This is a genomic window from Vibrio sp. R10-SF1-ISO8, from assembly GCF_059833805.1.
Genome location: NZ_JCBDHL010000005.1, coordinates 13,454 through 26,860, shown reverse-complemented (window position 1 = coordinate 26,860; position 13,407 = coordinate 13,454). Strand labels below are relative to the sequence as shown.

At 45.3% G+C, this 13,407-nt stretch carries 10 protein-coding genes; 4 read left to right on the top strand and 6 right to left on the bottom strand.

Going from position 1 to position 13,407, the window contains the following annotated elements; all coding sequences use genetic code 11:
- Positions 1-20: 20 nt before the first annotated feature.
- The 6 genes from AC6R00_RS01325 to AC6R00_RS01300 all read right to left on the bottom strand — a co-directional run bounded on the left by AC6R00_RS01325 (position 21) and on the right by AC6R00_RS01300 (position 7,603).
- The gene (locus tag AC6R00_RS01325) at positions 21-1,427 is read right to left on the bottom strand and encodes a type VI secretion system protein TssA (RefSeq protein WP_500639090.1); all 1,407 of its coding nucleotides are present in this window, start codon (positions 1,425-1,427) and stop codon (positions 21-23) included.
- A 212-nt stretch (positions 1,428-1,639) separates the two neighbouring features.
- Positions 1,640-1,939: a PAAR domain-containing protein gene (locus AC6R00_RS01320; RefSeq protein ID WP_004742854.1), complete on the bottom strand. Its 300-nt coding sequence runs from the start codon at positions 1,937-1,939 to the stop codon at positions 1,640-1,642.
- On the bottom strand, positions 1,936-2,508 hold the full coding sequence (locus AC6R00_RS01315) for a DUF6931 family protein (protein ID WP_500639089.1): 573 nt from the start codon (positions 2,506-2,508) through the stop codon (positions 1,936-1,938). Before AC6R00_RS01315 ends, AC6R00_RS01320 begins: the two co-directional genes overlap by 4 nt.
- Complete coding sequence (locus AC6R00_RS01310; RefSeq protein ID WP_500639088.1) at positions 2,508-4,490, bottom strand: type VI secretion system Vgr family protein; 1,983 nt, start codon at positions 4,488-4,490, stop codon at positions 2,508-2,510. Before AC6R00_RS01310 ends, AC6R00_RS01315 begins: the two co-directional genes overlap by 1 nt.
- Positions 4,491-4,752: 262 nt before the next feature.
- A complete protein-coding gene (locus AC6R00_RS01305) occupies positions 4,753-6,540 on the bottom strand; it encodes a M28 family metallopeptidase (protein WP_500639087.1) in 1,788 nt (595 codons plus the stop codon).
- 265 nt (positions 6,541-6,805) lie between these two features.
- Positions 6,806-7,603, bottom strand: a complete 798-nt coding sequence (locus tag AC6R00_RS01300; RefSeq protein WP_500639086.1) for a hypothetical protein — start codon at positions 7,601-7,603, stop codon at positions 6,806-6,808.
- A gap of 269 nt (positions 7,604-7,872) precedes the next feature.
- Here AC6R00_RS01300 and AC6R00_RS01295 point away from each other — a divergent pair, with 269 nt between their 5' ends.
- The 4 genes from AC6R00_RS01295 to acnD all read left to right on the top strand — a co-directional run bounded on the left by AC6R00_RS01295 (position 7,873) and on the right by acnD (position 13,399).
- A complete protein-coding gene (locus AC6R00_RS01295; RefSeq protein ID WP_494505024.1) occupies positions 7,873-8,568 on the top strand; it encodes an FCD domain-containing protein in 696 nt (231 codons plus the stop codon).
- A gap of 29 nt (positions 8,569-8,597) precedes the next feature.
- Positions 8,598-9,494 (top strand): methylisocitrate lyase, encoded by an 897-nt coding sequence (gene prpB / locus AC6R00_RS01290; protein ID WP_500639085.1) that lies wholly within the window; start codon positions 8,598-8,600, stop codon positions 9,492-9,494.
- 111 nt (positions 9,495-9,605) lie between these two features.
- Positions 9,606-10,748, top strand: a complete 1,143-nt coding sequence (prpC, locus tag AC6R00_RS01285; RefSeq protein WP_500639084.1) for a bifunctional 2-methylcitrate synthase/citrate synthase — start codon at positions 9,606-9,608, stop codon at positions 10,746-10,748.
- Positions 10,749-10,807: 59 nt separating this feature from the next.
- Positions 10,808-13,399 (top strand): Fe/S-dependent 2-methylisocitrate dehydratase AcnD, encoded by a 2,592-nt coding sequence (gene acnD / locus AC6R00_RS01280; protein ID WP_500639083.1) that lies wholly within the window; start codon positions 10,808-10,810, stop codon positions 13,397-13,399.
- Positions 13,400-13,407: the final 8 nt, after the last annotated feature.

Genomic DNA, 13,407 nt, shown 5'->3' with positions numbered 1-13,407 from the left:
CTTTGCTGATCAGCATTTGGTTACCACTCGAAATCATTCAGATTACCTGATGACTCAGTGGAGCTTGCTTCAGTTTGTGATGATTGATTATTATCGGCCTTTTCCTGAGTTGGTATTTCTACAGGAGAAGTCTGATTAGTTGGTGCAGTTGCGCCATTTGAAGCAACTGCGGTTGGATTAACGATAGAGGACGTTGATATCGTTTTATCACTCAGATCAAGCTGATTTAAGTTATCCATCCCCGTTAATTGATTAATTTGTTGCATTACGCCGCTATTACCACCCGTCATTTCTTGCATTAGTTCAGGCAGGCTCATGTAACCCCAGCGTATCGCTCTCTCTAACAAGAACGAAATTGGGCTATGCGGTTCAGTTTGTTTAAAGAACTCAGAAATCCTTCTAAGTTCATGAAAAGCCTGATCTCGGCTCGCTATCTGGCCGGCACTCACCTGTATCTGTGTAACCGCGGCTTCAGGTTGCAATTGGGCTACAGCTTGTGGTGTAACGTTACTTGGTTCAGTTGCTGCCGCCGGCACATTAGCTTCAGGTGCTGGAGTGCTCTGGGGTACGCTTTCTTCTTGCTTTGGCGCTATGACCTCTTCGCTACGAGGGAGATAATCATTATCTAGTGGCCAGAAAGCGAATTTATCTCCGTTTAGAAAGCGAATCGCGTTAATCGAATCGGCGATATTTGCTTTGGCGAAACGGAAGCTAATTGGGGTCACACCGACTTGTTGGCACTCTTTGGCAATAGCGAGTTCCGCTTCAGTAAAGTTCTGATAAGCCTCAGAGAGCAAAAGTACCGTCTGCTCAACGTCACTATTGTGCAGCTGTTGGGCTTTCTTCTTAAGGTCTTCAAGCTCACCAGCTCGTTCTGCTCGCAGGTAGTCGCCGAATGTAATGTCACCAATCAAACCGATAAGCTGTAATGGCATAAACAGCGCTGTTGAGTCGTTGCTTTCACCGACCAATTGCAATAATGGCTTGATACGGAAATCTGCGATCTCTTTTAGTCTACCTTGCTCATCGTCGCTCTTAATTTTGTTGTCCGGCAGAGTGGGGTGCAGATTGCCCCAGAACTCTTCGATGAAGCCTTTTAGTACTTTAGTTGAGTCGGCTAGGTTCTGATATGGCTGCGCGGTGAACAATTGGCTTGAGATATACCAACCAAGTAACTCGAGATCTTTTGTTGATTGGGTGAGTGCTTCTAACGTGCTGTTGCGCAGTTGAGTCCAATTAGAATCATTGGCTTCTAGCAAAGCCTCATCGCTAGAAGCGTCAGGTGTTTCGATAAGCTGTCGGAACGAAGACTGCGCGGCATTATAGCTGTTACGTAACGCGCGATAGATCGAGCGATCAAGTTTAAGGTAGTTACCAGTAGGGGATTCTTCTGAAATGGGAGCCAACAAGTGCGCAATATCTACCATGCATTTTCCGTTACGTAATTATTGTAATTTGGTTAACGTAAGCAATTGTTAGAATAGTAATTTATTAGTCATTGCTCACAAATGATAGTCTAGGCTTATTTTTAAAAAAGGCTCGTCCAAATTTATTATTTACGCAAAAAGGTGACATACATCTAGAAAATTGGACGGAGCACGCTCATTTTTTATTAAACCCTTGTTCGCGAGGTGGTTTTTTAACCACCGATCATGACGGTCGGCATACCTAGAACGATTGTGCCACCATGTGCAGTTGTATCTCCCATTCGGGCGGCGGGTTTGTTCATAATAAGAACAGTAGCGCTGCCTTTAATAATGGAATCTGGTGGCCCCACACATACGCACATGTCACCGAGTGTGGCGGCAGGCATGCTACCTATAAGCACAGTGGGTACTCCAGGGCCTGTAATTGGTCCACCTACATGAGGAATAGGGGGCACTGCGGGTGTTTGCATCGGGCAAACATGCATGTCTGTTAAACGGGCTGCTAATGTCATGCGTTTCCTCCATTGCCGCCGGCAGCGATATCCAGCGCATAGTTTACAGATTGACTATAGTACTCTTCTGAGCCTTCCCAAATGGGCAGAGCAGCAGCATGGTTAATTGAGCCAGCTACAGCTTTAGCATAGAGGAAAGGGTCTGGAAGAACTGCAGGAAGATCTGGGGCCACTATGCTGCCAGAACCATTCCAAAATATTGCTTGTGCTAACCATGAAGGTCCGCAGTTTAATTCGAGTCTGTTAGACAGTAGTTCTGCTTTGCGTCGAAGGTCTTCTGCTGGAGCTTGTACCCACTGTTGTGCCGTTTGAATACATTGTGCTTGAGTTGCGTTCCAAACGTCATTACGAAGCTGTATACAGAGACTTGCCCACCAAATCGCTTCACGGACGGGTAGAGCATGGGCGAGAAACTGCACAAGGTCATTGTTAAGTGTGTTGTCTTGGAGCAATTGAATGGTCTGTTCTACGGACAACTCTTCGTTAAGTAACTCTTTCGCTTCGTCTGAAGCAGTAAATCGAGGCAGGATTTGCCCACAAGTTTGATAAGGAATTTTTTTGTAAGTCATTAATTTACCTTAACGATAGCGCCTTTTACTTCACCCATAACACCACCATTAAACGTTGCTTTAAGTCCGGATTTAAATTCCGCACTTAATGAACCTTCAGCGGAAAGCGTTGTGTCTGCTTTTATTGCTACGCTCAAGCCCTTAATTGAATTTGAACTTGTCGCTTCTAAAGCCGTTGTTGTACCAGAGACTTTGTTCGCTGAGGTGGCTTTACTCGTGACGTTAGTACCTTGAAGGTTTAAGCCGCTACTAGCTTTAATGTCAATATTGGTTGCTTCAATGGATATCGAGGAAGAAGATATTGAAATTTTGCTCGAACCCACTTTGATGTCGATGCTGTCATCGGCTTCGATAGTGATCGATTTCGCTTTCTCAGACATCGCTTTGGTGACAGTCAGGCTGTAATTATCTTCAGTGGAGATGGCCATTTGTTTGGTGACTTTTTGTGTTAATTCACCTTTGACAGTTTCTGTATGGTTATTCTCGATCTCTTGCGTAATGTCTTTTGCCGCGTGCAGGTAAATAAGCTCATTGTCTTTTTTGTCATCAAAATAGAGCTCATTGGATTGCCCAGTGAGCTTGGTTTTTATGCCACTTTTCGTTGAGTTAGCTTCCTTGTAAGGAGGCGCATTTTTACTGTTGTAGACACTGCCCGTAATGATAGGTTGGTCAGGATCACCATCAATGAAAGCGACAAGAACTTCTTGACCAACTCGAGGGACAAACTGAGCACCATAGCCGCTCCCTGCCATCATTTGCGCAACACGGACATAGCAACTGGTTTTATCTCCACTGGCTTCGGTGTCCCAATGAAACTGGATCCTGACTCGCCCTTGGTCATCTTGGTTTATTTCGCCAGCAGTCGACCCCGCGACTGTTGCGCTTTGCAATCCGTGAACTCTTTGCTTGTCGACTGGGGTTGGATAGTGAGAGGTTGTTTTAGGCACTGCCTTGATTTCAGTGTCGCAAACGACCTCTTCAGAATAATGTGTCTTTATTGAAATTATTGAATAATCCGATAGTTGCGACTTATCAAGATGGCTAGAGAGTGAAAACCAAGTCGCTATATCGAACAAGTCATGTTTCGCAGTTGCGACAATAGTTTGATAGTCCTGAGCCAGATGTTCTACACGGCGCTTGGCAAGATTACTGGCCAGATCGGTTTTATCTCCCGAGACACCCAGCGGCGGATAATGAACATTAGTCAGCTTGGTATTGTTTGCTATGGAATTACTGCTTTTTTGCGCTTTACTTGTTACCAATTTCGTTTGGCTGTAGTCGTAGGCAGTGAGCTCCATGCTCGAACCATGAAATGCGACTGCAGGTGACCAAGACTCGAGTAGTGGTAAAGAGCCTGTTGGCGTTTCCACCATATCGAATTTTGCGTTGTCAGCTTTGTCGAAAGGCGATTGAGCATCTTGCAGTACGAGAGTGTGCTCTTTATCTGAATGGGTGAAATAGTAATGAACCCCTTCTTCTGTAAGCAGCCTCGTGACAAAATCAAAATCAGACTCGTTATACTGCAGACAGTACTCGCGTTTGGTGGTCGGCATTTTGGCTATTTTGTAGCAGCCCTTGAAACCCGCATTATCGAAAATATCGCTAACAATATCCTTGGTTGATTGGTTTTGGTAGACCCGGAAAGCGTGAGTGTGTTTAAGAAGTTCTAACCATGGCTTCAAAGTGACCTGGTACAAAACGTATTGAAGATTGCTGTCCATTCCTAAGCTCTCAATACGCGTAATTATACCGTTAAAGGAGCGAGTTAATGTCGAGCTACCTGAAGTGTTTGAGTATCGGTTAATTGTGAGAAGCTGGCCTAACTGGCTTTGGGCATCGAAATTACTAGAGACAAGGGTGGCGGAAACTGAAAAAGATTCAGAGAGAGTTTGAGCCACAGAAAACTCACTGATCTTGTGCTCCTGCCCTTTATAATCCTTTGCAGAAATAGGGCTCGCCGATGCCGAATATTTTTCAGCCATAACACTTCCTTTAAAACTGACGATCATGCTTCGGGTAAATCTATTCGAAACAATGGGTTGTGATGTCTGTTAATAATTCATTAAAAAGTAGCAGGTATTCATTAGTAAATAAATCAAATTAACTGAGATTTATAATCCAGATTAGAGTGGTAAGAGGTGATTTGAGTGTTTTTTGAACGTTTAACGTGAAAATGGGCGAAAGTCTTATAAAAAGCCGCGCATTGTTCACGCGCGGCTTTGGTTTTATGGACAACTAGAACAGTTACTCACGATCTTGATCGAAATCACCATGGAAATGGTCATGATCAGAAACGCTATCTGCAGCTTTTAGTTTCTGGCCCACGCGGAGCTTGTTACTCGGAGCCGGTTCGGTGCTTAAAGAGCGAAGTACTTGTTGTGCTTGTGGTTGTTGTTCTGGGAACACAGGGTCACTAAAGGCATAAAAAGTAGTGACGTAAGCAAGCGATTGAGTGTTGACGTACAGTGCTTCTTGGCTCACGTTGTTTAGGTCATCACAGGCTTGGTGGTAGCATTTATCATAAGCGACATCAATTTCGCCACCAAACTTTTCGACTTCCTGCGCGGACTTCACTTTTTCTGCACCAGTAAACAAGCCGCCAAAAGCGATGCCCCAATCAGCAAAACCAGCATAATCTGAACGTTTAGATAAAGCTTGTGGAACGGTCGACTCTGATTTTTCAGTAAAGAACTTGTTAAAAACAGACTCGATATGTGATGTGCCATATGGCGGTTGGAAATCACCCGTGTAAGCGTTATCTGGGCTGTCTTTCGTATCTGATAAGTCTCCGTCCATAACGCCAAAGATGTAGTTAGGCGAGCCAATCATATCGAAGTTTAGGTAGAGCTTAACTTTGTTTAACTCATAGTAGCGAGCATCGACGAGATCTAGCTGTTCAGGTGTTAACTGGCTAGGGTCTTCCAAGCCTAGTTCTTTTAGGATTTCCTGTTGAGCTTGATTACGCAGTGGTGCGAAGAGCTCGTTGGTGTAGTACTCAGAGCCGACTAGACCTGCTTCTTCAGCTGCCCACCAAGCAAAACGTACTTTATTCTTAACCGGTGCTTTCAAATTCGCAAGGGTTACCGCATATTCGAGCAGACCTGCCGTACCTGAACCGTTGTCATTGATTCCAGGGCCTTCTGGAACTGAGTCCAAGTGTGCGCCAAGCATGACAACCTCATTAGCATTACCGCCTTTGGTCTCAGCAATGATGTTTTGGGTGAGTACCTCTTCATCTTGGACGTTAATATTCAATGCGATAGGCACTGCAGCGGTTTGGCTCAACTCATACCATTGCTTACCAAGTGCGTAACGAGCACCGAGAGCCGGAATAGTGGCCGTACTATCGCTACCTAATGTACCATTTACGACCGCTGTACGGCCTTCAGCGTTACCTTGGTTAAAGACAATAACACCTTTAGCTCCAGCGTTTTGAGCGTTGACAACTTTGGTATTGAAACTACATCCGCCACGTTGGATGACAGCAATTTTGTCCGTCACATTTTTGCCAGCGAAGTCGGAAGACTCACAGCCGTCAGTACTGTCATAATCAGGCGCATCGAATCTAAAATCAGGAGTAATGAAAACGGCATCTGCGGAAAGTAAGCCGTTTGAGTTACCAGAGTATGACATAGCGGCAAAGTCTGGCTCTACGCCTTCACTGGCATTGCGCACACCGATTAGATCGGTTCCATTTACATTGAGGGTTGTACCCGCAAGCTCTTCCCATGCACGAAAATCAAACTCTTGTATTGCCACATCGTAGTTATGGGCACGCATGGTATCAACAATATAGTTGAGAGACTGTGCATAGCCTTCGGTACCAGCTGCTCGAGTAACGGACGCTCCATCAGTTGTTTTCGATGCCCTCGCTTCAAGCTCTTCTAAGTGTTCCACGACCTCTTCGCGATCAATTTTACTACTGACGTACTTCGCTGCCTTTTCTGGATCATCCCAGTAACACCCAGATAGTAGCGTTGAGCTAATAATGGTAGCGAGCATAGTTTTTGTTGTTGTGACGCTTACTTGCATTTGTGACTCCTTGTATTAAATAAGCGAAGCCATAGTTGCTGAAATGCAAGGTTAAAAAAATGTTAAATTCAAATGGGTTTATAAAATATGAACGTATATCAAATTAGTTTCATTTATTAAAATTGTCAGTTACATATGTAATCGATATACAATCACATATTCAACATAAACAATAACTTAGTGTTTGAGGGGCGATTTTGTACACACAGGGAACCGGCCAGAATAGTTACTAGCCGATGTTTGTCGCAAAGTGAGAGATTGGATTTTACCTGCTATCTACAACCAGTAGCTTGGCACTCCGGTAGGCGAAATCCATACTTTCGATTTCGTTAGGGCGACTGACGAGGTGATCAACAGAAGGAAGAACAACGAAGAAGATAAGCGGCTCAGGATGCATATATCTCCAAGTGTGTGCTTTGTTGTCTTTTTTATACGCTTTTAAATTAACGGTTAGCACTAAGCTTTCAGGTGGCAACTGGCTGCCCTTAAAGTGACCGAGTTCATGCACTGCGCCCCATAGGGATTCTAACGGACGTTCATGGGTGCTTTTAAGAAACAGTTCGAGCTGCAACGTATCACTTTTATTTTGTTTGATCGTACTTAGACGTTGAGCTGTACGTAAACCTTGCTCAAAAGGCAGGTAGTCTAATCCATTGTCGACAATCTGATTCGATTGCGGGCATAGTTGAACCGAGTCTTGGGGTTGCTGACTGGCGTACAGTTCGCAAGTGAACTGTTTAATAATTTGTTCTAACCCTTTATGGAATTGTGAACCCTTTAGGTCTTCCACAGAAACAGCATGGTTGTTTATCGCTTCGGCAAAAACTTTGTCGACAGATTGGTTGACACGAGTTTCATCTTCAACAAGCACAAAGTCGTTGTGTCTAACCGCTGATTTTAGAACATTATCGGTTTCAATCACTGCGAGCTCTTCATCTGAGTAAGTACTGTCTCTCAGCAGCGGATAGTAGGGCTCTCGCTCATCCGCAAAGAACAGTGAGCATCCAGAGATATTGGCTGCAATCAACCCAGCCAGAATCGATTTAGTAGTTGGAGAGTGCATAAGCCTCTTAATTAACAAGATTCCTTTCTGTATCTAAGATACTAATCTCATACAGCAACTAAGTCATTGTCGAGATTGCAATAACCTTGCTCTGCATCACATAGCAACTGTGACTCAACCAATGTTACATCTTTTATTTACTAATCTGGACTACTACCTTGGTCTAAATTGTCGACAATTTGCTTGATTGTCGACAATGTTATGGTCTATTTTAATCTTAGAAGATGAAATTGTAGACAGTTTGGTGTCAGGCAGCGAGTGTATTAAAGATGAATATTGAACTTAAAACTCGACTAAAAGAAGGCGTTTCTGAAAAAGAAAACACCAAATCAGAGAGCTTAACCGAATCATTGGTAGAGGCTATTGTTAGTGGAGAAATTGCCCCAGGCAGCAAGATATCTGAGCCTGAGCTAGCTAAGAAGTATCAGGTAAGTAGGGGGCCTCTGCGTGAAGCGATAATGCGAGTTGAAGGATTAGGCCTAATCGAGCGTATCCCACACGTCGGTGCGAGAGTGATTACTTTCTCACCTGAAAAGCTAATAGAGCTATACGCAGTTAGAGAGGCGCTAGAAGGTATGGCTGCTCGACTTGCAGCTAGGCATATCACTGCAGAAGAGATTGTAGGATTAGAAGCAGTATTGTCGACACATTCAAATCATATTGATGAAGTCGAGGGTGCTTCGTATTTCCATCAGCACGGTGATTTCGATTTTCACTATCGCATTATTCTCGCCAGCCGCAACAGTAAGCTTATCTCATTGCTGTGTGATGAGCTTTATCACTTGTTGAGAATGTATCGATATCAATCGCCTAGAGCTCAGTCGCGACCCGTTGAAGCGCTCGATGAGCACAAATATATCTTACAAGCTATCAAGAATAGAGACGAAGAGTTAGCCGAGATGTTGATGAGACGCCATATCTCGGGTAGCCGAACATTAATTGAACAACAAATCCTTAGGGACTAAAGCCCAAAAACGGACTAGAGGAAAGAGCAATGAGTTTATCTCAAGGAGCTAAATTTAGACTTGCCGTTGAGCAAAACGATCCACTGCAAATAGTAGGGACCATTAATCCATACTGCGCCATGATGGCAAAAAATCTGGGACATCAAGCTATTTACTTATCAGGTGGCGGTATCGCTAATGCCTCTTATGGCTTACCCGACTTGGGGATTACCACACTTAATGACGTTTTAGTCGATGTCGAGAGAATCACCAATGCGTGTGACTTACCACTGCTGGTTGATATCGATACGGGGTTTGGCGGTGCATTTAATATCGCGCGAACCATCAAGGCAATGGAGAAAGCGGGCGCGGGCGCGGTACACATGGAAGATCAGGTAGCGCAGAAACGTTGTGGTCACCGCCCAAATAAAGCCATTGTTAGCCAACAAGAGATGGTCGATCGCGTTAAGGCCGCAGTGGATGCGCGTAACGATGACAACTTTGTGGTGATGGCTCGTACGGATGCTCTGGCTGTTGAAGGGATCGATAGTGCTATCGAACGCGCGATTGCTTGCGTTGAAGCAGGTGCTGACATGATTTTCCCAGAAGCAATGAACAAACTAGAGCAGTATGTTCAGTTCTCTGAAGCTCTAGAGAGTGCTACTGGTAAGCCTGTGCCGATACTGGCGAACATTACCGAGTTTGGTCAGACGCCACTGTACGGCTGTGAAGAGCTTGCTAAGTCCAAAGTTGACATGGTGCTGTACCCACTAAGTGCGTTTCGTGCAATGAACAAAGCAGCAGAGATGGTGTACAAGCACCTGTTAGAAGTGGGTAACCAAGAAGCGCTGACGGATTCGATGCAAACTCGTAAAGAGCTCTATGCGCACCTCAAATATCATGATTATGAAGACAAGCTTGATCAGCTGTTTTCAGAAGGAAAATAGGATCAAACGGAAGCCCAAGGAAACCGATTCGGAATTAATCCAATAACGTGAAATTGTTTGGTAAATAACGCTCCACTTAGAGAGCAATATCAAACAGAAAAGGAGTTCAAAATGCCTCTATCATCGAAAAAGAATGAAGAGTTAGGTGGCGCAGGTCTTCGCGGCCAAAGCGCTGGTAGCACAGCTTTGTGTACTGTCGGTAAAACGGGGACAGGTCTAACATATCGTGGTTACGATATTACTGACTTGGCAAACAATGCTCAATTTGAAGAAGTTGCCCACTTGCTGTTACGTGGTCACTTACCCAATCAAAAAGAGCTAGATGAATATAAAACGCGTCTGATTAGTTTGCGAGGTCTACCGAGTGAACTTAAGCAAGCCTTAGAGCTTATTCCTGCCTCCGCGCATCCAATGGATGTGATGCGAACGGGTTGCTCGGTACTGGGTAATCTAGAGCAAGAGATGAACTTTGAAGAGCAGCTAGACGCGACAGAAAGAATGCTCGCTCTATTTCCCGCCATCATTTGTTATTGGTACCGCTTTAGCCATGATGGTGTGCGTATAGATACAGACGATCAATCCGAAACCTGTATTGGTGGTTACTTTCTAAAAATGCTGACAGATAAAGCGCCAACTGAGATTCATAAGCAGGTCATGCACTGTTCACTCATTCTATACGCAGAGCATGAGTTTAATGCGTCTACCTTTGCAGCTCGCGTATGTGCTTCGACACTTTCCGATCTTCATTCTTGTATTACAGCAGCGATCGGTACGCTTCGTGGCCCTTTACATGGTGGTGCAAACGAAGCTGCGATGGAGATGATTCAAGACTGGCAAACGCCGGACGAAGCGGAGGCAAACATCATGCAGATGCTAGCCAACAAAGACAAAATTATGGGCTTTGGCCATGCTATCTATCGTGAGAGTGACCCTCGTAATGCGTTAATTAAGCGTTGGTCAAAAGAGCTTTCAGACGCAGTAGGAGATACTCATTTATACGCGGTTTCTGAGCGCGTTGAAGCGGTGATGAAGCGAGAGAAAGGCTTGTTCTGTAACGCAGACTTTTTCCATGCCTCTGCCTATCACTTTATGGATATTCCAACCAAGTTGTTTACGCCGATCTTTGTTATGAGTCGCCTAACAGGTTGGGCTGCGCACGTTTACGAGCAACGAGCCAATAACCGAATCATTCGACCAAGTGCAGATTACACAGGTCCTGATCATCAAGATTGGGTTCCAATCGAAAAACGATAGCACTGTCGACTTTGCTCCCTTCGATTAGGGAGCACACATCTACCTGAATGGAAGCAGATATGAGCATGAATACCCTATACAGAAAATCGCTTCCGGGAAGCCATCTTGATTATTTTGATGCCCGAGAAGCCGTAAATACACTATCCCCAGGTGCCTACGAAAAACTCCCGTATACCTCACGAGTGCTGGCTGAGCAGTTAGTTCGACGTTGTGACCCTAACACTCTGACTCAAAGTCTAGAGCAAATCATCGAGCGAAAGCGCGACTTAGATTTTCCTTGGTATCCTGCTCGAGTTGTGTGTCATGACATTCTAGGTCAGACAGCGTTGGTTGATCTTGCAGGCCTTAGAGATGCGATCGCTCAACAAGGTGGCGATCCTGCCAAAGTCAACCCTGTGGTAGAAACCCAGCTGATTGTAGACCATTCTCTTGCTGTTGAACACGCGGGCTTTGATCCAGACGCATTTGATAAAAATAGGGCGATTGAAGAGCGCAGAAATGAAGACCGTTTTCATTTTATTGAGTGGTGTAAAACCGCGTTTGAGAATGTCAGTGTTATTCCTGCTGGTAATGGCATCATGCACCAAATCAACTTGGAGAAAATGTCTCCTGTTGTTCAGGCTAAGCAAGGTATCGCATACCCAGACACTTGTGTCGGTACGGATAGTCACACGCCGCATGTCGATGCTCTAGGAGTGATTGCGATTGGTGTGGGAGGACTCGAGGCAGAGACAGTCATGCTTGGCCGTCCTTCAATGATGAGACTACCTGACATCGTCGGCGTCAAGCTTACTGGCAAGCGCCAGCCTGGGATTACAGCAACAGATATTGTTTTGGCGATTACTGAATTTTTGCGTAACGAAAGAGTCGTTTCATCCTATCTTGAGTTCTTTGGTGAAGGGGCAAAAGACCTAACCATCGGCGATCGCGCAACCATTTCCAACATGACGCCTGAGTACGGCGCTACGGCTGGGATGTTCTACATCGATGAGCAGACCATTAATTACCTAAAACTGACAGGTCGTGATGAGCAGCAAGTCGAGCTTGTTGAAAAATATGCTAAACAGACGGGTCTTTGGGCGGATGATCTTGAAACCGCTGAGTACGAGCGAGTATTAGAGTTCGACTTATCCAAGGTTTCTCGAAATATGGCAGGGCCATCGAATCCTCATAGACGTTTGCCAACCTCAGAGCTTGCAGAGCGAGGTATAGCAAAAGATAGTGAGGTTAACACTAGCGAGGGGCAATTACCCGATGGGGCAGTCATTATTGCGGCGATTACTTCATGTACCAATACAAGTAACCCGCGCAATGTGGTCGCTGCTGGGCTTGTTGCCAAGAAGGCCAATGAGCTTGGACTAGTTCGCAAACCTTGGGTGAAATCTTCTTTTGCTCCGGGCTCAAAGGTTGCAAAGTTATACCTTGAAGACGCAGGTCTTTTACCAGAATTAGAAAAGCTTGGCTTTGGTATTGTCGCTTATGCCTGTACCACCTGTAATGGTATGAGTGGCGCGCTTGATCCAGAGATTCAGCAAGAGATCATCGACCGTGACGTTTATACAACGGCAGTGCTATCAGGTAACCGAAACTTTGATGGTCGGATTCACCCTTATGCTAAGCAAGCATTCTTGGCATCGCCGCCACTAGTGGTCGCTTATGCCTTAGCTGGAACCATGCGTTTTGATATTGAACGCGATTCGTTAGGTAAAGATAAACAAGGCAATCCTATTTATCTCAATGACTTGTGGCCGAGTGATGAAGAGATTGATGCGGTTGTCGGCAAGCATGTTAAGCCCGAGCAGTTTAATCAGGTCTACATTCAGATGTTTAAACTCGATGAAGGTGAGCGTAATAGCAACCCTCTTTATGACTGGCGACCAAAAAGTACCTATATTCGCCGTCCACCATACTGGGAAGGGGCGCTAGCAGGTAAAAGAACGCTAGCTGCGATGAGACCTTTAGCCGTACTAGGCGATAACATCACGACTGATCACTTATCTCCCTCCAACGCGATACTGGCGAGCAGTGCCGCGGGCGAGTATCTCGCTTCTATGGATGTACCTGAAGAAGACTTCAACTCTTACGCAACCCACCGTGGCGATCACCTGACTGCGCAGAGAGCGACGTTTGCAAACCCTAAACTGTTTAATGAAATGGTTAAAGATAATGGTGAGGTGGTACAAGGCTCACTCGCAAGGGTTGAGCCAGAGGGTAAAGTAACTCGAATGTGGGAAGCAATTGAAACCTACATGAATCGCAAGCAGCCGTTGATCATTGTTGCTGGGGCTGATTATGGTCAAGGATCCTCTCGAGATTGGGCAGCGAAAGGAGTTCGCTTGGCTGGGGTTGAAGCGATTGCTGCCGAAGGCTTTGAGCGGATTCACCGAACCAACCTCGTCGGAATGGGCGTTTTGCCACTTCAATTTAAATCTGGCACAAATCGTAAAACATTAGAGCTCGACGGTAGTGAGCTTTATGACGTGATTGGCGATATCAAGCCTGGCGCAGATCTAGCGCTGGTCGTCACTCGTGCTAATGGCGAAAAGTTCGACGTTCCTGTGACTTGTCGTTTGGACACCGCCGATGAGGTTAGTGTTTATAACGCTGGCGGCGTTTTGCAGCGCTTTGCCCAAGACTTTTTGTCCCAATAGGTGGCCGC